The organism is Micromonospora sp. NPDC004336 (assembly GCF_053602615.1).
On record NZ_JBSGDY010000020.1, the window covers coordinates 15,306 to 39,063 of the forward strand.

At 71.4% G+C, this 23,758-nt stretch carries 25 protein-coding genes; 13 read left to right on the forward strand and 12 right to left on the reverse strand.

The window, feature by feature from the left end:
- Positions 1–318 precede the first annotated feature (318 nt).
- The 4 genes from ACWENR_RS07210 to ACWENR_RS07225 all read left to right on the forward strand — a co-directional run bounded on the left by ACWENR_RS07210 (position 319) and on the right by ACWENR_RS07225 (position 3,616).
- Positions 319–1,191 (forward strand): aldo/keto reductase, encoded by an 873-nt coding sequence (locus ACWENR_RS07210; RefSeq protein WP_452276168.1) that lies wholly within the window; start codon positions 319–321, stop codon positions 1,189–1,191.
- A 105-nt stretch (positions 1,192–1,296) separates the two neighbouring features.
- Complete coding sequence (locus ACWENR_RS07215; RefSeq protein WP_452276169.1) at positions 1,297–2,649, forward strand: pentapeptide repeat-containing protein; 1,353 nt, start codon at positions 1,297–1,299, stop codon at positions 2,647–2,649.
- 31 nt (positions 2,650–2,680) lie between these two features.
- On the forward strand, positions 2,681–3,169 hold the full coding sequence (locus ACWENR_RS07220) for an isochorismatase family protein (protein ID WP_452276170.1): 489 nt from the start codon (positions 2,681–2,683) through the stop codon (positions 3,167–3,169).
- An 18-nt stretch (positions 3,170–3,187) separates the two neighbouring features.
- A complete protein-coding gene (locus tag ACWENR_RS07225; RefSeq protein WP_452276171.1) occupies positions 3,188–3,616 on the forward strand; it encodes a nitroreductase family deazaflavin-dependent oxidoreductase in 429 nt (142 codons plus the stop codon).
- Positions 3,617–3,710: 94 nt separating this feature from the next.
- Here ACWENR_RS07225 and ACWENR_RS07230 read toward each other — a convergent pair whose 3' ends face one another.
- The gene (locus ACWENR_RS07230) at positions 3,711–3,905 is read right to left on the reverse strand and encodes a DUF397 domain-containing protein (RefSeq protein WP_452276172.1); all 195 of its coding nucleotides are present in this window, start codon (positions 3,903–3,905) and stop codon (positions 3,711–3,713) included.
- Positions 3,893–4,702 carry a helix-turn-helix domain-containing protein gene (locus ACWENR_RS07235; RefSeq protein WP_452276173.1) on the reverse strand — a complete coding sequence of 270 codons (810 nt, stop codon included), beginning with the start codon at positions 4,700–4,702 and terminating at the stop codon, positions 3,893–3,895. Before ACWENR_RS07235 ends, ACWENR_RS07230 begins: the two co-directional genes overlap by 13 nt.
- Positions 4,703–5,048: 346 nt before the next feature.
- Between ACWENR_RS07235 and ACWENR_RS07240 the strand changes: the two genes are divergently transcribed.
- Together ACWENR_RS07240 and ACWENR_RS07245 are read left to right on the forward strand one after the other, a co-directional pair.
- Positions 5,049–5,315, forward strand: coding sequence for a hypothetical protein (locus ACWENR_RS07240; protein ID WP_452276174.1), 267 nt, complete (start codon positions 5,049–5,051; stop codon positions 5,313–5,315).
- On the forward strand, positions 5,312–5,569 hold the full coding sequence (locus tag ACWENR_RS07245) for a flavin reductase (RefSeq protein ID WP_452276175.1): 258 nt from the start codon (positions 5,312–5,314) through the stop codon (positions 5,567–5,569). The genes ACWENR_RS07240 and ACWENR_RS07245 overlap by 4 nt, the downstream gene beginning before the upstream one ends.
- Positions 5,570–5,595: 26 nt before the next feature.
- Here ACWENR_RS07245 and ACWENR_RS07250 read toward each other — a convergent pair whose 3' ends face one another.
- From ACWENR_RS07250 to ACWENR_RS07260, 3 genes are read right to left on the reverse strand one after another with little or no spacing between them, the layout of a single operon-like run.
- Positions 5,596–7,149, reverse strand: coding sequence for a type I restriction-modification system subunit M (locus ACWENR_RS07250; protein ID WP_452276176.1), 1,554 nt, complete (start codon positions 7,147–7,149; stop codon positions 5,596–5,598).
- The gene (locus ACWENR_RS07255) at positions 7,146–8,561 is read right to left on the reverse strand and encodes a restriction endonuclease subunit S (RefSeq protein ID WP_452276177.1); all 1,416 of its coding nucleotides are present in this window, start codon (positions 8,559–8,561) and stop codon (positions 7,146–7,148) included. The genes ACWENR_RS07250 and ACWENR_RS07255 overlap by 4 nt, the downstream gene beginning before the upstream one ends.
- Positions 8,558–12,046 (reverse strand): DEAD/DEAH box helicase family protein, encoded by a 3,489-nt coding sequence (locus tag ACWENR_RS07260; RefSeq protein WP_452276178.1) that lies wholly within the window; start codon positions 12,044–12,046, stop codon positions 8,558–8,560. The genes ACWENR_RS07255 and ACWENR_RS07260 overlap by 4 nt, the downstream gene beginning before the upstream one ends.
- 149 nt (positions 12,047–12,195) lie before the next feature.
- Here ACWENR_RS07260 and ACWENR_RS07265 point away from each other — a divergent pair, with 149 nt between their 5' ends.
- From ACWENR_RS07265 to ACWENR_RS07285, 5 genes are all read left to right on the forward strand, one after another.
- Positions 12,196–12,444 carry a type II toxin-antitoxin system Phd/YefM family antitoxin gene (locus ACWENR_RS07265; protein ID WP_091105006.1) on the forward strand — a complete coding sequence of 83 codons (249 nt, stop codon included), beginning with the start codon at positions 12,196–12,198 and terminating at the stop codon, positions 12,442–12,444.
- The gene (locus tag ACWENR_RS07270; protein ID WP_091105003.1) at positions 12,441–12,824 is read left to right on the forward strand and encodes a PIN domain-containing protein; all 384 of its coding nucleotides are present in this window, start codon (positions 12,441–12,443) and stop codon (positions 12,822–12,824) included. The genes ACWENR_RS07265 and ACWENR_RS07270 overlap by 4 nt, the downstream gene beginning before the upstream one ends.
- A gap of 38 nt (positions 12,825–12,862) precedes the next feature.
- Positions 12,863–13,258, forward strand: a complete 396-nt coding sequence (locus ACWENR_RS07275; protein ID WP_452276179.1) for a hypothetical protein — start codon at positions 12,863–12,865, stop codon at positions 13,256–13,258.
- A 152-nt stretch (positions 13,259–13,410) separates the two neighbouring features.
- Complete coding sequence (locus ACWENR_RS07280; RefSeq protein ID WP_452276180.1) at positions 13,411–13,806, forward strand: hypothetical protein; 396 nt, start codon at positions 13,411–13,413, stop codon at positions 13,804–13,806.
- A gap of 761 nt (positions 13,807–14,567) precedes the next feature.
- On the forward strand, positions 14,568–15,077 hold the full coding sequence (locus ACWENR_RS07285; RefSeq protein WP_452276181.1) for an ATP-binding protein: 510 nt from the start codon (positions 14,568–14,570) through the stop codon (positions 15,075–15,077).
- A gap of 522 nt (positions 15,078–15,599) precedes the next feature.
- Here ACWENR_RS07285 and ACWENR_RS07290 read toward each other — a convergent pair.
- From ACWENR_RS07290 to ACWENR_RS07305, 4 genes are all read right to left on the reverse strand, one after another.
- Positions 15,600–16,100 carry a hypothetical protein gene (locus ACWENR_RS07290; RefSeq protein WP_452276182.1) on the reverse strand — a complete coding sequence of 167 codons (501 nt, stop codon included), beginning with the start codon at positions 16,098–16,100 and terminating at the stop codon, positions 15,600–15,602.
- Complete coding sequence (locus ACWENR_RS07295) at positions 16,097–16,540, reverse strand: hypothetical protein (protein WP_452276183.1); 444 nt, start codon at positions 16,538–16,540, stop codon at positions 16,097–16,099. The genes ACWENR_RS07290 and ACWENR_RS07295 overlap by 4 nt, the downstream gene beginning before the upstream one ends.
- A 306-nt stretch (positions 16,541–16,846) precedes the next feature.
- Complete coding sequence (locus ACWENR_RS07300) at positions 16,847–17,110, reverse strand: DUF6244 family protein (RefSeq protein ID WP_091076450.1); 264 nt, start codon at positions 17,108–17,110, stop codon at positions 16,847–16,849.
- A gap of 137 nt (positions 17,111–17,247) precedes the next feature.
- Positions 17,248–17,475, reverse strand: a complete 228-nt coding sequence (locus tag ACWENR_RS07305; protein WP_436670836.1) for a GntR family transcriptional regulator — start codon at positions 17,473–17,475, stop codon at positions 17,248–17,250.
- A gap of 278 nt (positions 17,476–17,753) precedes the next feature.
- Here ACWENR_RS07305 and ACWENR_RS07310 point away from each other — a divergent pair, with 278 nt between their 5' ends.
- On the forward strand, positions 17,754–17,951 hold the full coding sequence (locus ACWENR_RS07310) for a hypothetical protein (RefSeq protein WP_452276184.1): 198 nt from the start codon (positions 17,754–17,756) through the stop codon (positions 17,949–17,951).
- Positions 17,948–18,898 carry a hypothetical protein gene (locus ACWENR_RS07315; RefSeq protein WP_452276185.1) on the forward strand — a complete coding sequence of 317 codons (951 nt, stop codon included), beginning with the start codon at positions 17,948–17,950 and terminating at the stop codon, positions 18,896–18,898. Before ACWENR_RS07310 ends, ACWENR_RS07315 begins: the two co-directional genes overlap by 4 nt.
- 422 nt (positions 18,899–19,320) lie before the next feature.
- Here the strand turns inward: ACWENR_RS07315 and ACWENR_RS07320 are convergent, their stop codons facing one another.
- The 3 genes from ACWENR_RS07320 to ACWENR_RS07330 all read right to left on the reverse strand — a co-directional run bounded on the left by ACWENR_RS07320 (position 19,321) and on the right by ACWENR_RS07330 (position 23,721).
- Positions 19,321–20,184 carry a hypothetical protein gene (locus ACWENR_RS07320; RefSeq protein ID WP_452276186.1) on the reverse strand — a complete coding sequence of 288 codons (864 nt, stop codon included), beginning with the start codon at positions 20,182–20,184 and terminating at the stop codon, positions 19,321–19,323.
- The gene (locus ACWENR_RS07325) at positions 20,185–22,782 is read right to left on the reverse strand and encodes an FtsK/SpoIIIE domain-containing protein (protein WP_452276187.1); all 2,598 of its coding nucleotides are present in this window, start codon (positions 22,780–22,782) and stop codon (positions 20,185–20,187) included.
- 141 nt (positions 22,783–22,923) lie between these two features.
- Positions 22,924–23,721, reverse strand: coding sequence for an SGNH/GDSL hydrolase family protein (locus ACWENR_RS07330; RefSeq protein ID WP_452276188.1), 798 nt, complete (start codon positions 23,719–23,721; stop codon positions 22,924–22,926).
- Between the last annotated feature and the right edge of the window lie 37 nt (positions 23,722–23,758).

A 23,758-nucleotide genomic window follows, 5' to 3' on the forward strand; every position in this document is an offset into this window, starting at 1 on the left:
CGGACGATCCGCCCCGCACGCCCGGGCCGCCGCTGGTCGGGGCCGTGCCGCCGGCGGAGTCGTCGCTGCCGCAGGCGGCCCGGTCCCGCCGCGCCCCGGCGGGATCCGCGCCGCCGCGAACGGGGCGGTCCCGCCGCGAGAGCCGCGCCGCCCACCGGGCGCGCCCGGCCGGCCGCCCCGGCCGCGTGCGCGTGCCGGGCCGGTGATCCCGGTCTCGATCCCTCCCGGCGGTGGTGCGCGCGGCGATCGGTGGGAAAGCCGATCCGGTGGTGGCTACGGTGGCCGCTGGAGACGATCGACAGGATGGGGAATCCAGGCATGGCGAACGACGCCGGCAAGCAGCCCGCGAAGGCCTCCGGGACCTACCGGATCGGCGGTGACCTCCAGGTCGACCGCCTCGGTTACGGGGCGATGCAGATCACCGGCCCCGGGGTGTGGGGCGACCCGAAGGACCCGGCCGAGGCGGTGCGGGTGCTGCGCCGGGCGTACGAGCTGGGCGTGACCTTCATCGACACCGCCGACTCCTACGGGCCGTTCGTCAGCGAGCTGCTGATCCGGGAGGCGCTGCACCCGTACGCCGACGACCTGGTCATCGCGACCAAGGCCGGCCTGACCCGCTCGGGGCCGGGCGACTGGCGGCCGGTCGGCCGCCCCGAATACCTGCGTCAGCAGTGCGAGCTGAGCCTGCGCCACCTCGGCCTGGACTGCATCCCGCTCTACCAGTTGCACCGGATCGACCCGCAGGTGCCGCTGGCCGACCAGCTCGGCGAGCTGGCGCTGCTCAAGCAGGAGGGCAAGATCCGGCACATCGGCCTGTCGGAGGTGTCGGTCGAGGAGATCGAGGCGGCCCGGAAGGTCACGCCGATCGTGTCGGTGCAGAACCTCTACAACCTGGCGGACCGCAGCGCGGAGACCGTCCTCGACCACTGCGAGCGCAACGACCTCGCGTTCATCCCCTGGTTCCCGATCGCCACCGGCAACCTGGCCCGGCCCGGCGGGCCGCTGGACGCGATCAGCACGGAGCACGGCGCGACGCCCGCGCAGCTCGCCCTCGCGTGGCTGCTGCGCCGGTCGCCGGTGATGCTGCCGATCCCGGGCACGTCGTCGGTCGCGCACCTGGAGGAGAACGTCGCCGCCGCCGAGGTGCGGCTCACCGACGAGGAGTACGAGGCCCTCGCCGCGACCGCCTGACGCGGCGCGGGGCGGGCGGCGCGCACCGCCCGCCCCGAGGGGTGGCCCGAAGTCCACGCGGGACGGTGCGCGCGCGAGCCCGCCGCCGGTGGCATGCTGTGGCCCGTGCCTCAGACACCGACCGGCGAGAAGCCGCTGCGGGTGATGCCCTGGTGGCTCGTGCTCGTCGGGCTGCTGGCCGCCGCGCTGCTGGGCTGGCTGGTCCTGGACTGGCTGCTCGACGAGGCCGACCGGGCCGCCCAGCCGGACACCCGCGCCACCCTGCGCATCGACGCCATCCGCACCGGGCTGACCGTGGTGGCCGGCACCGGCGGCGGCCTGGCGCTGCTGCTGGCCGCCCGCCGCCAGTGGATCAGCGAACGCGCCCAGCGGCACCAGGAGGCCGTCGCCGCGCGGGAGCAGGCGCACCGGGACCGGGCGCAGGCCCACACGGAGGCGGTCGCCGAGGCGGGGCAGCGGCACCAGGACCGGCAGGCCGAGGCCGCCGAACACGACGCCGCCGAGCGCCGGCTGACCGAGCTCTACACCCGCGCCGTCGAGCTGCTCGGCAACGACAAGGCGGCGGTACGCCTCGGCGGACTGCACGCCCTGGAACGGCTCGGGCAGGACAATTCGGCGCAGCGGACGACGATCGTGGCGGTACTCTGCGCGTACCTGCGGATGCCGGCGGCCGACGACGACGCGGGCGAGGCGGAGGTGCGCCGCACCGCGCAGCGGGTGTTGACCCGGCACCTGCGCGCCGACGACGACGCGTTCTGGCCCGGCGTCACGCTGGACCTGACCGGCGCCCGCCTCGACGGCTTCGACGCCGCCGGCTGCACGCTGGTCGACGCGGACCTCACCGGCGCGGTCTGCGCCGGCACCACCAGCCTCGCCGGCGCGACCGTACGCGGCCGGCTGTCCCTCGGCGCCACCTTCGCGGACCTGCTCTGCGACGACCTGCGGGGCGACGCCGAGATCGTCCTGGACGACGCCCGGGTCGACGGCCGCCTCAGCTTCGACCGCGCCGACCTCGGCGGCGGCCTGTCGTGCCGGCGCGCCACCGTCGCGCGGGCGTCGTTCCGGGACGCCACGGCCGGGCGGACGGCGAGCTTCGACGGGACCCGCTTCGCCGACAGCGCCACGTTCCGGGGGGCGGTCTTCCTCAGCGGGCTCTCGATGGACCACGCCACGTTCGGCGGCTACGCCGGGTTCCGGCAGGCCCGCTTCGCCGACCTGGCCCTGTTCCGGTGGACGGAGTTCGGCGGCCAGTCCTGGTTCGAGCGGGCCCGCTTCGAGGGGGCCGCGAACTTCGGCCGGGCCCGCTTCCACGACGCGGCGAGCTTCGACGGCGCGACGTTCGCCCGGCCGCCCCTGGTCGACCAGGCGCGGGCGGCGGCGGCCGGCCCGCACGTCTGGCCCGAGGGCACGACCGTCGCGCGGCTCGACGACGACTGGTTGCTGCTCACCGACCCCTGAGCCGTGCCGCCCGTCCTTTAAGATCATCCGTGTGACGACCGCCCTCGTGCTCATCGACCTGATGCCCCGGATCATCGGCCTGGAACTGGCTCCCTATCGCGGCGAGGAGGTCCTCGACCGTTGCCGCCAACTCGCCGCGGCGTTCCGCGCCCAGGGCCGGCCGGTGGCGCAGGTCCGCGTCGATCGGCCCGGGGTGGCGGAGCAGCCGCCGGGCAGCGACTTCGCCGACGGGCTGGTCGAGCCGGGCGACATCGTGGTCGTCAAGCACACCGTCGGCGCGTTCCACGGCACCGACCTGCACCAGCAGCTACGCGGGCGCGGGGTCGACACCCTGGTGCTGGCCGGGCTGGTCACCACGATGGGCGTCGAGTCGACGGCCCGCGCCGCCAGCGACCACGGCTACGAGCTGGAGTTCGTGGCCGACGCGATGTCCGGCTTCGCCGCCGACGAGCACGAGTTCGCCGTCGAGCGGGTCTTCCCCCGCTTCGGCGCCGTCCGGCGGACGGCGGACTACCGCTAGGGCGGCTACGCTGCTGCGATGGCGGAGACCATCGAGGACAGTCCGGTCGGCTGGGTGGCCAGCCACGTCCAGCGCTACGTGGCCACCGACGGCGCGGACGGCGGGAAGTACCACGGCTACGACGCCCTGCTGATCACCACCCGGGGCCGCCGGACAGGCACGCTGCGGCGGACGGCGCTCATCTACGGCCGCGACGGCGACCGCTACCTGCTGGTGGCGTCCAACGGCGGCGCGGCACGGCACCCGGCCTGGTACCTCAACCTGTGCGCCGACCCGCAGGTGGAGGTGCAGGTCGGGGCCGAGAGGTTCCGGGGCACGGCGCGCACCGCGACCGCCGAGGAGCGACCCCGGCTGTGGCAGGTGATGACGAAGGTCTTCCCGACCTACGCCCGCTACCAGCAGGGGACCGACCGGGAGATCCCCGTCGTCATCGTCGAGCGCGCCTGACCGCTGGCCGGACCGGGGAGCAGGCCGGCGGGCTGCGCGTGGTCAGCGCCGACGACGCCCCGGGTCGCGCCGCGTCGGCCGGCGAGCCGGGCGCTCAGGCGCGGTCGCTGATTCCGGCGACGAAGGCCCGCCAGGCGGTCGGCGTGAAGAGCAGCGCGGGGCCGGCCGGGTCCTTCGAATCCCGTACGCCGACGACGCCGGGCAGGTTGTCGGCCACCTCGACACACACACCGCCGTTGGTCGACGAGCGGGACGACTTACGCCACCGCGCACCGGTCAGCTTGTCCATGTCTTCGCCGCTTCCTTGAGCACGTCGAGTGATTGCCTGAGCGGGAGCGCTTCGCCTCGGACAGCGTCCCACGCCAGCCCCAGGCGAGCAATCGCGTCGGGTTGTCCGGTGGTCTGCGACTCCAACTGATGGTCCACACAGCCCGCCCGCGAGCCGTCGGGCAGATCGGCCAGGATGAACGTCCCGGCCAGTCCTGGATAGACGCCAGCCGACAGCGGCACGACCTGCACCTGGATATGCGGCTGCTCGGCGCAAACCAGTAGGTGTTCGAGCTGCTCGGCCATCACGTCGGGACCGCCGAACTCCCGCCGGACCACCATTTCGTCGAGCACCACGAAGAGCTGAGGGCTCGGCTCGCGAGCGAGCACCGCATGCCGCTCCATCCGCGCCGCGACCCGCTGGTCCAACTCGGCAACCGGCGTCCGCGCCGCCCGGAAGGTCGCCCGCGCGTACGCCTCGGTCTGAAGGAGCCCCGGCACGAAGGCGTGCTCGTACCAGCGCAGGGCGGTCGCCTCCCGCTCGATCTGTATCCACTCGCGCAGCCAAACTGGCGCGGCGTCGCCCTTGACCAGCTCGTTCCAGAGCGTCATGAAGTATCCGTCGGTGTCCAGCGCCTTGTCGACGGCGGCCAGGTAGGGCGCGGACGGCGGCTTCGCGCCCGTCTCGATCGCGCTCACCTGGGAGTCCGAGCAGAAGACCAGCTCGCCGAGCTGCGCCTGGGTCAGCCCGGCAGCCGCCCGGCGTCGTCGCAGCTCACGAAGCAGGTACTCCGACGGCGAGATTCCCACGGCTTCCACGCCCCTTCCACGACTCTCCGCGCCGTTCCCCGCCAGCCCGGGACCGCTCGCTACGTTCCGCGATCGGGCGATGACTGTTCCGAGCCTAGGGGGCGTGCGTCCAGGGTGGAAGCAGGACGGCGCGCCCGGCGGAATCGGTCCCCCCGACCCTGTGGGCGCGCACGTCACGGGGGGTCGCTGCTGGCGGACATCCGCAGCGACCCCCGTTCCAACTCACCGACGCAAGGAGGCGTCCGTGCCCGTGCCGAGGCCCGCGAATGCCGTACCGGCGTCGCGTTGGGCGAAACCTTCCGCCGCCGCGACGCCCAGCACCCGCGAGGACGGGACGCCCCGGGTCAGCCCCGGCGTGTACCTGCTGACGCGCGAGGCGTCGCCGCAGTTCGCCACGCCGATCACGGTACGGGTGATCCGCGAACGAACCGACCTCGTCACCTACCACGGCTGGGCGTGGGTCGAGGTGTACCAGCTCGACGCGCGCGGCCAGGCAATCGACCGTCGCGAGTTGTACGTGCGGCCTGACGGGATGCGCCCCACGCAGGCGCCCTCGGCCGCGCGTACACCCTCGGCACAGCGGCGCGCTCCGGCCCGGCGGAACGCGGGGACCAGCCGGTGAGGACGCCCGTCCGCGACCACGTACCGTCCCGCCCGACGTGGCGCTGCCGGGCCTGCGGGATCGCCTGGCCCTGTTCGCCGGCGAAGCTGCTGCTCCTCGCGAGGTACCGGGGCGACATGCCGGGGCTCATGGTCCACCTCGTGGCGCTGCGAGAGGAGGCCGCCGCCGACCAGTTCGCGCAGCAGCACCCCGGCACGCAGTCGGCGGACCTGCACAGGCGGTTCACGGACTGGGTGCCGGTCCGCTCTCACTGACTTCTGCCCGGTCGGCCAGCAGCACCTCAGCCTCGTGAGGATGGGTCCCGAACGACCTCCCAGCCTTCAGTGTCAGGCTCCGGAGCGCCGGCTGACGGGGTGGTGCGCGACGACAGGGCGTCAGCGATGGCGGCGAACTCGCGCAACGCCGCCTCCAGGTCCTCCACGATCTCCTGCGCGATGACCTCGGGCGGCAGCAGGGCGTCCGCGTCTTCCAGGGAGGCGTCCTTGAGCCAGGTGATGTCGAGGTTCACCTTGTCGCGGGCGATCAGCTCGTCATAGGTGAACGCTCGAAACCGCTCGGTCTCGACCCGCTCGGAGCGGTCCTTGCCCGGCAGGTAGCAGTCCACGAAGTCCTGGAGGTGCTCCCGGCGCAGTGGGTTCTGCTTGAGGGTGAAGTGCTGGTTGGTGCGGAAGTCGTAGACCCAGAGCTTCTGGGTCCACGGCTGTTCGCGGGCGCGCTTGCGCTCGAAGAAGAGCACGTTGGCCTTGACCCCGCCGGCGTAGAAGATGCCGGTGGGCAGGCGCAGCATGGTGTGCAGGTCGTACTGCTTGAGCAGCCGGCGGCGGATGGTCTCCCCCGCGCCGCCCTCGAACAGCACGTTGTCGGGCAGGACGACGGCGGCCCGGCCGTCGATCTCCAGCAGCGAGGCGATGTGCTGCACGAAGTTGAGCTGCTTGTTGGCGGTGGCGGCCCAGAAGTCGGGCCGTTCGATCTCCCGCTCCTCGCGGGACGCCCGGCCCGCCTCGGTAACCGAGCGGATCGTGGAGCTGCGGCCGAACGGCGGGTTGGCCAGCACCAGGCTGTAGCGGCGGCTGGGCGGCTTGCCCAGGGCGTCCTCAACCGCGATCAGCGAGTCACCGCCGGGGGTGCCGATGCCGTGCAGCAGCATGTTCATGGCGGCCAGCCGGGCGGTGCCCTCAACCAGTTCCGTGCCGGTGACGGCCCCGGCGGCGAGGCGGCGACGCTGGTCGGGGGTGAGCGAGCTGCCGTGGTGCCGCTGGATGTGGTCGAACGCGGCGAGCAGGAAGCCGCCGGTGCCGCAGGCCGGGTCGGTGACCGTGTCGTCGGGAGTGGGCAGCATGCAGTCGACCATCGCGACGGTCAGCGCGCGGGGCGTGAAGTACTGCCCGGCACCCGACTTGGTGTCCTCCGCACCCCGGGCCAGCAGTTCCTCGTAGGCGTCGCCCTTGACGTCGACGCCGGTGCCCGACCACTGCTCCTTGTCGATCAGGTCGACGATGAGCCGCTTCAGCTTCGCCGGATCTTGGATCTTGTTCTGCGCCTTGCGGAAGATCGTGCCGAGCGTGCCGCCCTCCTTGGCCAGCCCGGTCAGGATGTGCCGGTACTGCACCTCGAGGGCGTCACCCTCGGCGTCGAGCAGCGTCTGCCAACTCAACTCGTCGGGCACGATCCGCTCGGGCCGCATCGGCCGCTTCGCCCGCTCGTCGGCCATCTTGAGGAAAAGCAGGAACGTCAACTGCTCCACGTAGTCGATGGTCGACACGCCATCGTCGCGCAGCACGTCGCAGTAGTTCCACAGCTTCTGCACCAGCCGGCGCGAATCCACAGTGCTCACAGCGGCAAAGTCTCCTGCTGGTAGTCGTCTCCGGTCACCCTGGTCGGCGGTGCCGGCAGCGCCTTTCTGGTACGCGGGGAGCGCGCCTTCTGCCTCGGCAGGGCGGCCTGGCGCTCGGCCCGAATCCGGGCAAGCAGTTCCGAGGCAGGCTCGTCGTTCGGATCCTGCGGCACCAACCGCCCCGCGAACGCCTCCGCCAACAGACTCCGCGCCAACTGCTGAGCCCTCGCCGCGGCTGCTCGTGCGTTCTCCATGCCGACATCGAGGTGACCGCGAAGCTGGCTCACCTCCTCGACAACAGCCCTTTGAATTTCACGTGACGGCAACGGAATGCGGACACCCTTGACTTTCTTTGTACTGAGAGTAAACAGCCCACTAGTGGAACTCGCAACCCGTCTAAGCTGATTCCCGACCGCCGGAGAATTCCACACTAGCTCCAAATAGTCCGGGTCTAGACTCTCGTGGGGCCGCAACCTGATCAGATGATTCTGGTGGACGCAGTTCGGAATCTCGTTCCGCCAAACAGCCGCCCGCCCAAGCTGCTCCGGACTACCATTACCTTCCACAACCAGGAGGTCTCCAGCCTGCAAAGAATATCTCGGTAATTCGCCCTCAAACAGCTCAATCTCACGCACATCAGAGAGGTCCAGCCCTGCCCTCAACACGTTCGCGACCCGGAGGAACGGAGCACGGTTGCGAACTGGTTGCCGCTTTGGCTGCTTCTGGATGCCGCCCTGTACCGCCGCGTGGTCTCCGACATAGACCTGCGGCCAAGGCTCTCTTCGCGTCGAATGAGAGCCGCCCAATGCTGAGTCCACCGCGGAGCGCCAAAGCATCTCCCCGCGCAGGGCGGCCCGCCTAATGTCAGTCTCACAGGCGGCGACGGCTGAGAGGCGGCTCTCGAGAGCAGCGACGATGCGGCGCTGCTCGGCGAGCGGCGGAACTCGAACTTCCACCCTTGCCAAATTTGTGCGAGAAATACGCTTCCTTGTGGTCCCCGATTGGTAGGAAGAGATTTGCCGGCGCACCTCCGGCGAGTTCAACGCCCACATCAACCATTGAGAGTCCACGCGGTTGACACGGACAATACACACGTCCACAACGGTCACAGCTGAAGTGGGGCCACCAGGATAAATGCATGCCCGCCCGAGCGGCTCGGGCATGCGAGCAACCAGAATGTCACCCGCCCTCAGCTCAGTGCATCGCAGGACATCGGCCTTCGCTCGCGTGAGCCGCCGATTGCTTCGATCACGGAAATGCCCCTCGCCAACATCCGCTAGTTGAACGAGACGCACCTCACCGCCAGGGTCCTGGTCCTTGCTCTCAACCCAATCACCATCGACAAAAATACCGTCTTTGTCGATCAAGTCAGCCAACGGTGCTGCTGACCATCCAGCAGGAAGATCGGTCATGCGGACAGCTCCTGGTTGAGTTCGGTGAGGAGGGGTTCGGCGCGGTGGCCGAAGGTGCCCGCGTACCCGTCGATGCCGCCACGTTCGGTGAACGGTGCGCCGTCCAGGTCGTCGGGGGTGACCTCCACGCTGACCGATATCACGTCCCTGATCCTTTCCAACCACCACACCTGATCGGCAGTGAAGGTAGCTCCCGCCTGTTCCTGCCGCAGCAGCCACCCACGGAACCGCTCCTCCACGAGGCTGCGGTAGGGGCGCAGCTCGGTGTCGAGGCCGAGTTCGTAGCGGATGAGGCTGACCAGGTCGGTCACGCCCCGGGTGCCGGGCGCGTCGGCGGTACGCCCGAGCAGCACGTACGCCTTCCACAGCGTCGCCGGCGTCCACGCCTGCGGCGGGCGGGCGATGCGTCGGGCCAGGTCCTTGAGGTCGTCGTACCCGACCCGGCCGTGCCCCTCGAAGAACACCTGGAGGGCGGTGATCTCGGCGCGGTGTTCCTCCAGGTAGGCGTGCCAGTCCTTGACGGTGACCTGCGCCCGCTCCTCGGCCGGCACGCCCCGCGCCGACAGCAGGGTGTCGGCGTTGACCTCGTCGATGGTGATGTCGTGGGCCCGCCGGATCTCCAGGATGCGTTCGCGCAGCTCCGGGTTCGCGGCGAGCGGGCGCAGGGCGTCGGCCAGCAGGTCGCGTACGGCGGTGGGGCCGGCGGCCTTGGCCGGGTTGAGCTGTTCGGGCGCGACGGCGTCGACCAGGCCCCGCACGATCCCGGTGAGCGGCTGCCCGCCGAGGTCGGTCAGCTCCTCGCGTTCGGCGTCGGTGAGCTGCCGGTCGAGGCGGGCCAGCCGGGCGGCGAGGGTCGACACCTCGTCGGCGTCGGCGGTCAGGGTGCCGGCCTTCTTGAGCAGGTCCCGCAGGGAGATCTGCTTCTCGGAGTGCCGGTTCAGCGGCACCGCCTCGTCCAGGTCGGCCTCGGTGACGCCGACCGCGTCGACGATGACGAACCGGTCCTTGACCTGGGCGTCGGGGGTGACGGCCTGGAACTCGGCGGCGTCGATGGTGCGGGCCCCGCGGCCCTTCATCTGCTCGAAGTAGGTGGCGCTGCGCACCGGCCGCAGGAAGAAGACGCACTCCAGGGGGCGTACGTCGGTGCCGGTGGCGATCATGTCGACGGTGACGGCGATACGCAGCTCCGGGCTGTTGCGGAACGCCTGGAGCAGCGTGTCGGGGTTGTCGCCGTCGCGACGGGACGCGTACGTGATCTTCGCGGCGAAGTCGTTGCCCCGCCCGAAGACCTGCCGCACCATCGTGACGATCTCCTCGGCGTGGTTGTCGTCGCGGGCGAAGATCAACGTCTTGGGCACGGTGTTGCGGCCGGGGAAGATCTCGGTGAACAGGCGGTCGCGGAAAGTATCCAGCACCAGTCGCAACTGGCCCTTCGAGATCACCGAGCGGCCCACCTGACCGGCGTCGTAGGTGAAGTCGTCCTCCAGCTCCTGGTAACGCTCGGCGCGGGTGCGCCGGTCCCGCAGCGGCACCACCGTGCGCGCGTCGATGGTCGCGCCCGCGTCGGTGATCTGCGTCCTGATCCGGTAGACGTCGAAGCCAACGTTGACACCATCAGCGACCGCCTGCTCATAGGTGTACTGCGAGACGATGTGCTGCTGGAAGAAGCCGAGGGTCTGCTTGACGGGAGTGGCGGTCAGGCCGACCACGAACGCGTCGAAGTATTCGATCACCGCACGCCACCGGCCGTAGATCGAGCGGTGACACTCGTCCACCACGATCAGGTCGAACGTCTCCGGCGGGAGGCGCGGCTGGTAGCCGACCTCCGCCGGGGCGTCCAGCTCGTAGTCGTCGTACGCGCGGTCGTCGGCGTCCGGGTCGGGCAGCTCGTCGCCGCGCAGCGCCGCGTACAGGCGCTGGATCGTGGAGATCACCACGGTCGACGAGTCGAGCAGACCCGCGCCGGAAAGCCGGTCGACGGGATACAGCTCGGTGAACTTCCGCCCGTCGCCCGGGGTCTGGAAGCCCGCGTACTCCTGGAGGGTCTGCTTGCCCAGGTTGTTGCGGTCGACCAGGAACAGGATCCGACCGGCGCGGGCGTGCTTGAGCAACCGGTAGCTGGCGGTGACCGCGGTGAAGGTCTTCCCCGCGCCCGTGGCCATCTGGATCAACGACCGGGGGTGGTCGTCGGCCAGCGACCGTTCCAGGCCCACGATCGCGTCGACCTGCGCGGGCCGCAGGCCGGTCGGGTCCAGCTCCGGCATCCGGCGCAGCCGGGCCCGCAGCGTCGGCGCCGAAGGGTCGTCGTCGGCCTCCCGCATCCACCGCGCCAGGGTCTCGGGCCGATGGACGGCGAAGATCTCCCGGGTACGCGGGTGCGGGTCGAGCCGGTTCACGAACGCGGTCTCGGTGCCGGTCGCGACGTAGCCGAACGGCAGCGGGGCCTCCCGCCGCCAGGCGCGCATGGTCTGCGCGGGGGTCAGCCCCCGCAGGTAGCGGTCGAGCTGCGCCTCCACGCCGCGCGGGGCGGTGCCCTCGCGCTTGGCCTCGATGACGCCGACCAGCTTCTGGTCGACGTACAGCAGGTAGTCGGCCCGGCCACCAGCGAGGGTGACCTCGCGGACGGCGACACCCGTGCCCGCGTACAGGTTGATGTGCTCCTCGTCCTGCACCTGCCAGCCGGCCTCGCCGAGCTGCCGGTCGATCTCGACGCGGGTCTGCGCCTCGTTCAGCGGCCCCCGGGAAGCGCGGCGGGCCCGGGCGATGAAGTCCTCCCGGCGGGCGGCCGAGACGCGGCCGGGTCGGGCGGCGTCGCGGCGCTCCTGCTCCGCGCGGACCGCCGGTTCCAGGCTGCTGACCAGGGCGGCGGCCGTGTCGCGCCCGGCGGCGGCGGCCCGGACCGCCTGGTCGGCGGCCTGCTCGGCGGCCGCCCGCGCCTGCGCGACGGACTGCGCGCCGTCGATCAGCAGCTTCGCCTCGGCCAACTCCTGGCGGTATCGGTCCAGCTCCGCCTCGAGGGCCTCGGCGACGCTGCGCGGGACCTGCTGCGCGGGCGGCGTCGGCGGCACGAAGCCGATCGGCGTGCGGTCGCCGGTCAGCGCCCGGTGGAACCAGACGCCCAACTCGAAGCAGGTACGCAGCATCTCCAGCGCCGCCCGCGCCTCGGCCAGATGGTCGTGCACCGCCCTGTTGCCCTGGTCGCGCAGGCTGTGGAAGGCGCGGTAGACCTCGCTGGTCAGGGTGCCGTCGGCGTGCAGGGCCTCCACCCGGTGGAAGAAGTCGCTGCGGGGTCGCTGGCCGGTGCGGCGCAGCAGCTCCTTCGCCAGCTCGTCGCCGAACGCCCGGATCTTGAACATCGCCGACTGCGCGTCGACGTAGACGAGCAGCTCGGCACCCGCCCCGTACCAGACGAGCAGCGGATGGTCTTTCAGAAAGCCGAAGTTGGCGGAGTGTTCCGCCAGGCGTCGTACCTGTCGAGGATCCATGCTTCCCCACGTCCATAGGCCCCGATGAACACGTCAGGATACGGGCGCACGATCAACACGAACACCCGCGACCGGGGCCTATCGCCTATCCGACACCCGGGGTGCGGCAACCTTCGACGGCATGTAGCACAAGTGCTACGGTAGAGCGTATGCGTGAGGTTGGGCTGCGGGAGATGCGACAGGACGCCAGCGAACTGGTACGGCGGGCGCAAGCGGGTGAACGCGTGACGATCACTGTCGCCGGCCGACCGGCAGCCGTGCTTGGCCCGGTCAGTCCTCGAACCTGGCGCGAGTGGGACGACCTTGCCGGCATGTTCGACCAACCCACAGACCCAGAGTGGGCCGGCGATCGGGGCCTCCTCGACGACACCGTCACCGATCCGTGGGTCGAGCGGTGAGCCGAGGCATCCTCGACACCAGCGTTCTCATCGCTACTGATGTAACCCCGATTCCCGGGGAACTGGCCATCAGCGTCGCCAGCATTGGCGAACTCCAGTTCGGTGTCCTGATCGCGAAGACCTCCGAGGCGAGGGCGCTCCGTCTGGCGCGACTGAGCGCCATCCAACGTCGGTTTGATCCCCTTCCCATCGACGAAGCCATTGCCGACAGCTACGCACGACTGGCTGCACGCGTGGTCGAGATCGGCCGCCAGCCACGAGCCAGGGTGATGGATCTGCTCATCGCTGCGACCGCACACGCCCATGACGCCGCCCTGTACACCCGCAACGCCGACGACCTCGCAGGTCTCGAAGACCTCATCACGATCCACACGATCTGACCTGCACCGCCCACTGCACGTCGGTCGATGGCGGAGAGTTGGTCTACGACGACTTCACCAAGTACAACAACTCGTTGTCGCACGCGGTGAATCAGTGGAACTCGCTGAACCCGATCAACGTCAAAGCTGATACGGCTTCGACCTACGCGGACGTCGACGTGTCCGACTACACCTCTTCGAGCGACAGTCGGGCGGGCTGGTTCGACTGCAGCGCGGGAGCGGACGACATCAAACTGAACACGCACTGGATGGACGGCTACAACGAGTCGCAGAAGCATGCGGTCGTGACCCACGAGTTCGGGCATTCCCTGAAGCTCGGCCACGGTCCGGAGATCGCGGTGATGGACTCGTGCGCGGCGTGCTACAACCCGAACATGAACAACAACCTGCAGTCGTGGGACATCAACTCGTATCACAGCGTATGGGGGTACTGAGCATGAACCGCCGCCTTGTTCGACCGCTGGTCGCAGGTGCCGCCGCCGTTGCGGTGGCCTCTGGCGGGTGGTTGGCCTACGACTCGCTGCGCGCGGGTGAAACGCACTCGGTGCACTCGTCCTACGCGTTCGACGTGAAGGATGAGACGAAGGTGGCGGGGTTCGCTGACTACGTCGTCGTCGCGACGGTGGACCGTATCGCCGAGGTGCAGGAACGCGACGGCACGCCCTACACCGTCTTCGACGTCACCGTGGACCAGACCCTCAAGGGCGAGCCGGTCAAGACGCTGCGGGTGGTCCAGTTGGGTGGAACCCTCGGTAAGGACACCTGGCGGGTCGACGGCGAGCCCCTGCTGCGGCCCGGCACGACCTACGTGCTGGCCGCGAAGACGGAGCAGGGGCGCGGAACGCATCAGCTGGTGGGCGGGGCGGACTTCCCGGTCGTCGACCGGGCCGCGGCCCGTGCTGGGGGGTCGGGCCCGGTGGCCGAGTGGGAGACCAGCGTCGACCGCCAGCGGTGGCCCGAGGAACTTCCCAAGAGTTCCTGACCGCCGCCCTTCGACCGGACACCTTGTGGCCTGTCGCCCCGGCCTGGGGCGACAGGCCACACGCCGTCCTGGCGAGGACCCTCGAACCCGGCCTCCTCGAAGAGCTACCGATGGGGCGGTTGGTGACTTCCCTCGGGTCAGGGGGTCGCGCCTCCTGCTGGTGTTCAGTCGGCGATCCGGTACCAACCTCGGGCTCGACACGCGGGAGTGCCCGCTATGCCGGTCCTGCTCGACTTGTTGATATCGGCCGGTTTAGGTTTATCCCGGTCATATCGGAAGGCCGAGTTGTTCACGCGTGTCGCATTGTTTGAGCGCATTCGCGCTGATCGGCGGGTGGATCCGTCGGTGTCGCAGCGGGAGTTGGCGCGTCGGCATCAGGTGTCACGGCGCACCGTCCGTGCGGCGCTGGCGTCGGCGGTTCCGCCGCCGCGCAAGCCGCCGGTTCACGGTCGGCCGTTGGCGTTGACGCCGGTGCTTGGGGCGGTGGATGAGATGCTGCGCTTGGACGTGGTCGGGCCGCGCAAGCAGCGGCACACGATCGAGCGGATCTGCCAGCGTCTGGCCGTCGAGCACGGTTTCACCGATGCGTCGTACTCGACGGTGCGCAGCTACGTGGCCCGGCGGCGGCCGGAGATCCTCGCCGAGGCACGTGAGGGACGCGGGCACTTGGACGGGATGGTGCCGCAGGTTCACCCGCCGGGTGAGGAGGCGGAGGTCGACTTCGCTGAGGCGTTCGCCGTTGTCGGTGGCACGCAGATGAAGTGTTACCTGTTCACGCTGCGGATGTCGTTCTCCGGCACCCCGCCTGGGTCCGAGCCGGCGCACCCCTGGTCCTGGTCGGCAATTCCGGCACCGGCAAGAGCCACCTACTCATCGGCATCGGCACCGCCATCGCCGAACACGGCCTCAAGGTCCGCTACACCACCACCGCGAACCTGGTCAACGAACTCGCCGAAGCGCACAACGAGAAACGCCTGTCCAAGACCCTCTACCGCTACGCCCGCTACGACCTGCTCTGCCTCGACGAATTCGGATATCTCAACCTCGACCGCACCGGCGCGAAACTGCTGTTCCAGATCTTCACCGAACGCGAGGAACGCAAAGCCATCGCCATCGCCTCCAACGCCCCCTTCTCCGAATGGGACAAGACCTTCACCGAGGAACGCCTCTGCTCCGCCATCGTCGACCGACTCACCTTCAACGGCTACCTCGTCGAGACCGGCAACGACTCCTACCGACTGCAAAGCACCCTCGAACGCAACCGCAACTGACAACCCCCACCACGAACAACGGCGCCGGGACGAACCGTCCCGGCGCCGCCGCGTCTCACCCTCACACACAGAGCCGGGTCCCCCAGACCCCGCATCGGGAGCGCAGCCTGAAAGAACCCGGTCTGCCCCGATCCTAACCAGCCCCGCCCCGAACTCGGCGCAGCGACCCACAAGCAAAGCATCAGACCGCTTCCGCGCAGGCACCCAAACAAGGTGCCGATCATGAAGGCCCGCCGAGTGGTGCCCCAAAGAAGATAACCATCAATGAACGCCGATAAATCACGACGGCAAATGGTGCCCGAAGAACCTGCCCGAGTGGTGCCGGTTCAACCTGCCGGAACCAATGAGACGATCTGGGCACATCCGCTGCAAACGCCCGCGAGTCGCCCAGCGGACTCACGGCAATGCCGCATTGCACGGTGCGGAGATCTACTCGCTGATGAGGGACAGTAACCTCACCGCCGACGCCTACCTGGACAGGTTCTTCGACACCGGAGACGAACGGCAGGGGATGCTGCCAGGCTAGTCCGCTGGTGGACGTGCTGCGGCCGGTCGTTCGACGCCTGAGCTGACTGAGCCATTTCGCTCCGATACCGCCACGACGGCAAGCGCCGTAGCCAGAAGCTGCTCCCCGTCCACCTGTCCGGGGTCGACCAGCACGTTGACGGCGACGCCGGGCTCAGCGAGCCAGAACGCCTGGGAGTCGTCACGAAGTCCCGCAGACTCACCGTGCATGAACTCGAGCAACGGCCAGTCGTCAGGGTCGCGCTCGTGATACTCGGTGAGAAAGTCGCGCAGCGCGGCGAGGTCGGTCAGCCGCTCGCCCCGCATGACATGGACGCGCAGGTCGACCTGGTGACCGTCGCCGGTCTGCCGCTCCCAGACCCGCGTGGCGAACCGGACGTCGTCCCATTCGCTGGCGAAGTCGGAGACCTCGGTGCCGGTGTCACCCGGCACCTGCCGGATGTGGAACCCGTCCAGCACCCCACCGTCACGCGTCACCGGCTCGGACACCCCGGTCATCCCGCCGCCTCGATCGCCGCCTCGGCACGGTCCAGATAGTCCCACCACTTCTCGTCGTCACGGCGGCAGGACGACAACAGGTTCGCGGCAACCACGAAGGTGAGCACAATGATGTTCTCGATCGGAACAGCCTCACCGAATGGCTCCCCGCTCATGAGCTTCGAGAGGAAGACCTCGATCTCATCACGGGTTGGCCGCGCCCATGATTCTGCCTTGGCGATCTCCGTAGCAATCGCCGTCACCTGCTCCGGCGTTGGCCTGCCACCGTGCACGTCCGTCATCAGGTAGCCCACGACCGCCAGTGTCAGTTGCACGGTCGAACGGGCAAGTTCGTCACTTCTGAGTGCCTGAAGTTGCTGGTCGAGCATCCCGAAGTCCCGCTTGACGGCGGCGTGGATGGTGACCCGCATGGCGGCCTCTACCGAACTGTCAATTTTCACCGCGTTCCTCTCGACGCTTCTTCAACCAGGACTTGCCAGCGCTGACCGAGGCAGCCCCCGCCAGGAGAGTCCCCGCCACGGCTTTCGGTAGCACCGGCATGAACTCGGAGACTGTTGCCCAAGTAGCTGCGCCCGCTGACGCCCAGAACCCGATGGCCTCAGCACTGACTCGCTCACGCCGAGGTGCTGGCGGCTCGTCGCTACGGGCGTCGGCCGCTCGTCGGGCAGCAGCGGCCGGTCCAGCGTTCGGCACTGCCTGCCGCAGCGCAATGGGTGGTTGGCTGGTTGTGCCGCCACCACCCGTGCTCAGTTTCCCAACGCATGCACCTTGGCGATTGTCTCCTGCACCTGCTGCTTGGCCGGCTCGCTGCCCTGCGCGGCCCGCATCAGCGCCTCGCGGTACGAGTCGATCATGCCGATCAGCGGCCCGGCCCCGATGCCCTGCAGCGCACCCGCAACGAGCTGCCGCGCCTCGGCCGCGTCCTGGGCAGCCGCCGCCGTCTTCGCCTTCGCCTCGTCCAGCTTCTGCGACGCCGCCGCCAACCTGGCGATCATCTCCGCTGCGCTCACGTGCCCTCCCCCGGTCGTCCACTGACACCCGTCGCGCCCCGCACGAGCCACGACCACTGAGGAGAGTACGAGATCAACGCACACAGCGCGACCGCCCGGTCACCAATGGAAAGCGGGGGAAGTAGCCTCGGGAGCAGTCAGTCCGCTTGCCGTTCGGCGACGAAGACGCCCAGCCCGTGGACGCCTTGCACCCAGCCCTGCGTCTGCAACACCAGGATCGCCTGTCGGACGACCGTCGTGGAGACATTGTGTTGGGTCGTGAGCTGGACGGTAGAGGGCAGCCGGTCTCCCGGCTGAAGTTCGCCTGACTCGATCTGACCACGGATGCGGTCCGCGAGTTGTTCCCATTTGGGCTTTACGGGCATATGGACTCCCAGGTCTGCCCGTCCATTCGATCACGCGTGACTACTCATGACAAGCAACGTGTTCCTGGCCTTGCTTTCCGTGACTACATGTGTAAAGTTGGCCTCGACCGGCTCCCAGGTCTGCAAACCCGGAGTTGGTTCTTCCCCACCGCACAGAGCGCCCGGCCGGTCGATCCCCCCGGTCGGCCGGGCGTGCCGTGGTCGCCGCACGCGGCCCCGGCTGGATTCCGCACCGCAATCGACGGACGGGAGACACCCTCGTGCCCTACGAACCAGACATGCCACCCGGCGAACACACCCCACCCCTCAGCGGCACGGAATTCGCGTCGGCGCAGGACGTCGAGGACGCGGACGACGTGTTGTTCGCCCACCCGCCCCGGCCCGTGACGCGCTGGATGTGCGGGTGCGGCGAGCCGTACCCGTGCCCGGAGGTGAGCTTCGCCCGCCTGGTCAAGCACGCCAGGGTCGCCTCATGAACGCCGACGAGCTGCGCCACCACGTCCTACGCGAGCTGGTCGAGGCGCGGCAGACGGTGGTCGAGCACGACACGGAGGCGTACACCGGGATCTGCCGCAGCTGCGGGCGGCCCGGCCCCTGCGACGCGCAGCGCGCAGCGCGGGCCCGGCTCCGTGACCGACGCGACGCTCCGCCGCCGATCCGACCGGCGTCGCCCGTGCTGCCGACGCCCCGAGGCCGGGCGGCGCCACCGGAGTTGCCAGGGCACGCGCGTGCCGTCGACCGGCTTCGGGACGCCTGGCTGGCGAGCATCGCGGCGGCCGACCGGGCCGGCGGGCTGCTGCACGGCGCGGGACCGCCCGACCGGCGGCTGCCCTGGCAGGATGCCGTCACCGAATGCTGGCGGGCGCTGAGCCTCGTGCACGCCGGGCTCGGCGTGGCCCGGGCCGGTTCCGGCAGCGCCGGTGACCTGCTCGCCGGGCTGCGGGCGGCCCGCGCCGACGCGGACCGGGCCGGCACCGAGGCCGCCAGGACCCGATGGTGGCTGGCGGCAGCCGAGGACCGGATCCGCCGCAGCCACCACCGGCAGCGTTCCGGCCCCACCGGCGGAGGCACCCTGCCGCAGCGGCCCGGCGCGGCGCGCGACCCGAGCGACCTGGCCGCGGCGGGCCGGTTCCGCGCGGCCGTGGCCCGGCTGGACCTGGTGGCCGCGCGGTTGGCGCACGGCGGCCGGGCCATCGACCGGTGGGCGGCGGCCCTGGCCGGCACACCGGAGCCGGCACCCACGCTGCCGCCCCGGCGGGTCGCCCCGGCGCGGGCGGACGCATCAGCGACCGCACGGGCAACGGCACAGGGGGCACGGGCCGCCGCCGACCTGGTCGTCGCCAACGCCAAACGGCACGCCCTGCGGGCCAGAGCGGGCCTGCCGCACAGCCGACAGAACCGAGGAAGGTGGAACCGCCGATGACCGACGACCCGACGACCGCCCTGCGGAGCCTGCTCGACGGGCGGCTCGGCCGGCACGACCGCCGATTGCGCCGCTTCACCGAGCCGCAGTGGCTGCGCTACGCCGACCTGCTCGCCGGGGCGCTGCTGGTGGCCGCGCGCCGCCGGTTCGTCGCCGGGCAGGACCGCGCGCCGCTGATCAGGTTCGTCGCGGCGGCCCGGGAACGCTACGACCTGACCGGCGTGGACGTCGACCCGACGCTGGCGGAGACGCTGCTCGGCGCGGCCCTGGGCGAGCGCCCGCCGCCGCCCGGCACCGCCGGAGCGGTGACCGCCGGCACGGTGCTGCTCCTGGCGCTGCTGGAGGACGAGGGGCTCACCCCCGCCGAGCTGGACGCCTTCCTTGCCGCCACCGAGACCGCCGCACGGCGCGACAGCGCGGCGTCAGCGCAGGGCGCGGAACATCAGCAGGTAGCCGCAGTAGGCCAGCGGGACTGCCAGGAAGCAGACCAGGATGCCCAACAGGGGGTAGCGCGGCGGCGTGCCGACGACCACGGCGGGCGTGCCCCAGCGACCGAGGATGAGCCACCCGGCGATCAGCGACACGGCGGGCAACCCGGCGCACATCCACGTGTAGAGCGTGCCGAGACCGAGCGCCCCGACGCCGGAGGCGAGCACCATGACCAGCATCAGCAGCACGCCGACGCCGGCACAGCCGAGATAGACGGCGAGCGCCCGGGCCACCGGTGACCAGCTCGGCAGGAGCGCCGGGCGCTGGGCCAGCAGCTCGACCTGCTGGCCCAGCCGGTCGGCCTCGTCGGCCCAGCGCCGCGCCGACTCCAGCTCCGCCGCCGGGTCCAGCTCCCCGGCGCGCGGCGTGGGCACCCCGCCCGGCAGCGCCAGCGCCGTCTCCCCCGGGCTCCCCTGGGGGTACGCCCCGACCCCCGGCCGCCCCGGCACGGCGGCTGCGCCGCCGATCGATCCCGTCCCCGGCGACGGCAACCCGTGGGGCTGCCCGGCCGACGGCACCCCGACGGCCGACGGGCCGCCCGACGTCGGTGCAACCGGAACCGGGCCGCCCGGTGGGGCGCCGGGGGCGGGCTGGCCGGGGGGCGGGGGTGGACTGCCGATCTTGTGGCCGATCTGGTCGAGGCGCTGCCCCTGCGCCGTGAGCCGGTGGTCGAGGTAGTCGACGGCGGCGTGCAGGTCCCGCTGACGGGCCGACTCGGCGGCGGCACCCTGCTCACCGGCCTGCCGCTGGGCGGCGAGATGACGGACCAGCGCCGCGTACTCCTCGAAGGTGGACACTCAGCTCTCTCCGTCCGGCGGGTCCCCGTCGCGGGTGAACGGCACGATGAGGCGCACCCGCTGGTCGTGCCGGTCGACCAGCAGCGCCCGGTCGGCGCGCGGCTCGTAGGCCAGATCGTGCACGCCCAGGTGCAGCCCCAGCTCGGCGCCGGTCACGTTCAGCGCGACCAGACAGGCCACGTCGTCCCGGTTCTGGGTGCCACCGAGGTCGTCGGCGAGCCGGCGCAGGCCGCGCCACCAGCCCAGCAGGTGCACGCCCCGCCCCGGCCCCTGACGCAGCAGGGCACGCAGGTCCTCGTGGGCGGAACGGAACGTCACCGGATCAGCGGCGGCGAGCACGGCGGAGGCGACATCCATCCCGAACACGACCAGGTAGCTGCGCGCCGGCCCCGCACTGGCCGACATCGCCGGGCTGGTCGCGGGCACCGGGACAGTCGACGCCGCTGGGCCGGGCGGGGGCGCGGCCAGCGCCACGATCCGGTCGCGCAGGGCATGCGCGTCGAGGCGTTCCACGGTGTGGCCGGCGGCCACGAGCGCGGCGACGGTGTCGTCGGCGGCCGGGTCGGCGGCGGCCACGAGGGGTACGAGCAGGAATTGCGCCTCGCCGGGGCCGTGCTGGCGGGCGAGGCTGAGGGTGGCCGCGCGCAGCACCTCGGCGGCGGTGACGGCGGTGCCCACGACGGCCAGGTGCCGGCCGGGGCTGGTGTCCATCATGAACAGCGCGGACGTGCCGTCCATGTCGACGGTGCGGCCGACCAGCGCCAGGGGACGCCGGCCGCCGGGGCGCAGGCCGGCGAACGTGGTGTCGTCCTCGACGCGGGCCCCCTCGTATCCCCGGAACACCGACGGCGGGCGGGCACCCGCTGGGCGGGCCTGCCACAGCTCGTGGCGCAGCCGGGCCAGCACGCCGGATTCGGCATGCGCATCGGGAAAGCGGACGAGCGTGTCGGCGCCGGCGGCCCCGGCGGCGGTGTTGAGCACGGCCGTGCCGACGCTCAGGGTGGCGGCTGAGTGGTTGTCGCGGTCGAGCACGCCGCCGCCTCCGGGCAGCGCCACCCGCAGGGCGAACTGCCCGAAGACGGCCTCGGCGCGCCCGTAGAGGGCCTCGATGCCGGTCGTGCTCTGGCTGGCCAGCACCAGGTGCACCCCGTAGGAGCGGCCCTTGCGGGCCAACTCCTCCAGCAGGTCCACCGACTCCCGGGCGATGGCGTCCCGGCCGGCCAGCAGCACCTGGAACTCGTCGACCACCGCCACGACCCGGGGGGCCGCGACGTCGGCGGGCAGGTCGGCGAGCTTCGTGACGCCCTGCCGCTTGAGCAGGGTGGCCCGGCGGTTCAGCTCGCGGCGCAGCTCGCGCAGCACGGCGACGCCGTACTCGCGGTCGCTCTCGATGCCCACCGCGCGGGCGTGCGGCAGCCAGGCGGGGTCGCGCTCGGTCGGCACGAACTCCGTGAAGCTCACGCCCTCCTTGAAATCGAGCAGGTAGAGCTGAAGCTCGGCCGGGGAGTAGCGGGCGGCCAGCCCGTAGAGGACGTCGAGCAGAAAGACCGTCTTGCCGCCGCCGGTGCGCCCGCCGACGAGCCAGTGCGGGGTGGCGTCGTCGAAGGCGACCGCGACGGCGTCCCGGCCGGCGCGCCCGACCACGGTACGCAAGCCGGCTCGGCCGGACTCCGTCCACCGGTGCGGGGGCAGCAGGTCGGCGAAGCCCACGGCGGCCTGGCGGCGGACGGCGGCGTCGAGGTGCTCCGCGAGGGCCGACACGGCCGCCGGCGGCGGATCACCGTCGAGCAGCACCGGCACGGCCAGCCCGCTGCCGTCGGCGCTGAACGGTGCGCCGGGCGGGTCACCGACGTGGGCGTACCCGTCGGGGGTCAGGCGCAGCGCGGTGGTGGTGCCCAACGGCGGCGGTGGGGTGGCCGACGGCCCGGACGACCAGCCGCCGACCAGGACGCAGACGGCGGCGGCCGGGCCGGCGTGGGTGAGCGCGGCGAGCCGGGCGGCCTCCCGGGGCGACGGGGCGGACGCGGCCACCACCAGCAACAGCTCCTGGTCGACGCGGTCGCCGTTGCGGGCGGCGCGGGCGTGCCGCTCCGCGTCGTCGAGCAGCGCGGCCACCTCCGCCTCGGTGGTGGCGGGCGGGTCGAGCACCCCGGCGTCGACCAGCGGGCGCAGCGGTCCGAAGGTGGCCCCGAGGGCGGCGGCGTCGAGCCCGGCGACCCGCAGCCCACCGGGCGGCGCGGTGGCCAGCATCCGCAGGACGACGGCCCGCAACAGCGCTGCGGTACGCGGGTCCCGGGCGTCGACGTCGACGGACAGGTGATGGCCGCCGCCGAGGGGCACCAGCACGGGGAACCCGCCGCCAGCGGTGATCGCCTCACCAAGGCGGACCGGCCGGGGCGCACCGGTCAGTGGGGTGCCCGGGGCGGGGGCGGCGAGCGCGCCGCCGACGCGGGCCAGCCGGGCGACCAGGTCGGGGTCGGCCTCCGGTGGGGCAGGCGGTGGCGCGGCCCGCCAGGCGGCGCGGGCGTTTTCGAGGTGGACGCGGGCGGCCCGGTGGGCGGCGACCGCCTGCCCGTACGCCGACGCGAGCCTGCTCACTTCTCGCTCCCGTCGCCGTCGCCCCGCCTGATCCACAAAGACCCTAACGGACACGGACGACACCGGACAGTGACGAACCCGGGCGCGGCGGCTGCGGTGTGAGGAAGTGCCCCTTCCTCACACCGCAGGCGGGCGGGGCGGTCAGCCGGTGACGGCGTTCAGGGCGGGCAGGTAGCCGTAGCGGTAGCCGTCGGCGTCCGGGTGGTACGCCTCGATGACGCCGCTGATGTCGTTGATCCACGGGTCGCCGGCGCAGACGCCGTGCCCGGCGAAGTACGGCCGGGTGTCGGCGAAGGTGGCCCCCGCCGCCCGGGCCCGGCCGGAGATGACCGTGGCGAGCACGTCGGCGGCCTCGTTGAGGATGGTCCGCTTGTAGGTGCTCATCGCCAGCAGGCCGCAGTAGTTGGTCTCGAACAGCCGCGGGTAGCCGAGCACGATCAGCCGGGCGTTCGGGGCCCGGTCCCGGATGGCGGCGTACGTGGCGTCGAGCCGGCCGGGCAGCGTGGTGGTGGCGAACGCCTTCGCCTCGTTGACGGCGTTGGTGCAGGTGGAGGTGCTGCCGAAGCGGCAACTGGTGATCACGTCGGCGAAGCCGGCGTCGTTGCCGCCGATGGTGATGGTGACCAGGGTGGTGCCGGTGCTCAGCGAGGCGACCTGGTTGTTGATCACGTCGGCGGTGACCGCGCCGCCGCACGCGGGGAACTTGAAGCTGGTGACCGCGTTGGCGGCGGCCCAGAGCGGGGCGTACGACTTCTGGCTGCGCAGGCACGTCGACAGGTCGTACGGGCCGGCGCCGACGCCGGAGGAGTAGGAGTCGCCGAGGGCGACGTAGTTGACGGTGGCGGCCTGGGCGGCACCGGGGACGAGCACCGCGCCGAGGGTGGCGGTGAGCACGGCGACCAGCGTGGCGAGGGCACGGGCCAGGGGGCGGTGGGGCATGAGGGGGGACCTCCACGGGACGAGGTGGTGGGGCCCG

Coding starts and splice junctions, on each gene's coding strand:
- ACWENR_RS07210 (WP_452276168.1), top strand. CDS start 319: ATGGCGAACGACGCCGGCAAGCAGCCCGCGAAGGCCTCCGGGACCTAC.
- ACWENR_RS07225 (WP_452276171.1), top strand. CDS start 3,188: ATGGCGGAGACCATCGAGGACAGTCCGGTCGGCTGGGTGGCCAGCCAC.
- ACWENR_RS07230 (WP_452276172.1), bottom strand. CDS start 3,905: ATGGACAAGCTGACCGGTGCGCGGTGGCGTAAGTCGTCCCGCTCGTCG.
- ACWENR_RS07255 (WP_452276177.1), bottom strand. CDS start 8,561: ATGACCGATCTTCCTGCTGGATGGTCAGCAGCACCGTTGGCTGACTTG.
- ACWENR_RS07260 (WP_452276178.1), bottom strand. CDS start 12,046: ATGGATCCTCGACAGGTACGACGCCTGGCGGAACACTCCGCCAACTTC.
- ACWENR_RS07265 (WP_091105006.1), top strand. CDS start 12,196: ATGCGTGAGGTTGGGCTGCGGGAGATGCGACAGGACGCCAGCGAACTG.
- ACWENR_RS07290 (WP_452276182.1), bottom strand. CDS start 16,100: ATGACCGGGGTGTCCGAGCCGGTGACGCGTGACGGTGGGGTGCTGGAC.
- ACWENR_RS07305 (WP_436670836.1), bottom strand. CDS start 17,475: ATGCCCGTAAAGCCCAAATGGGAACAACTCGCGGACCGCATCCGTGGT.
- ACWENR_RS07310 (WP_452276184.1), top strand. CDS start 17,754: ATGCCACCCGGCGAACACACCCCACCCCTCAGCGGCACGGAATTCGCG.
- ACWENR_RS07315 (WP_452276185.1), top strand. CDS start 17,948: ATGAACGCCGACGAGCTGCGCCACCACGTCCTACGCGAGCTGGTCGAG.
- ACWENR_RS07330 (WP_452276188.1), bottom strand. CDS start 23,721: ATGCCCCACCGCCCCCTGGCCCGTGCCCTCGCCACGCTGGTCGCCGTG.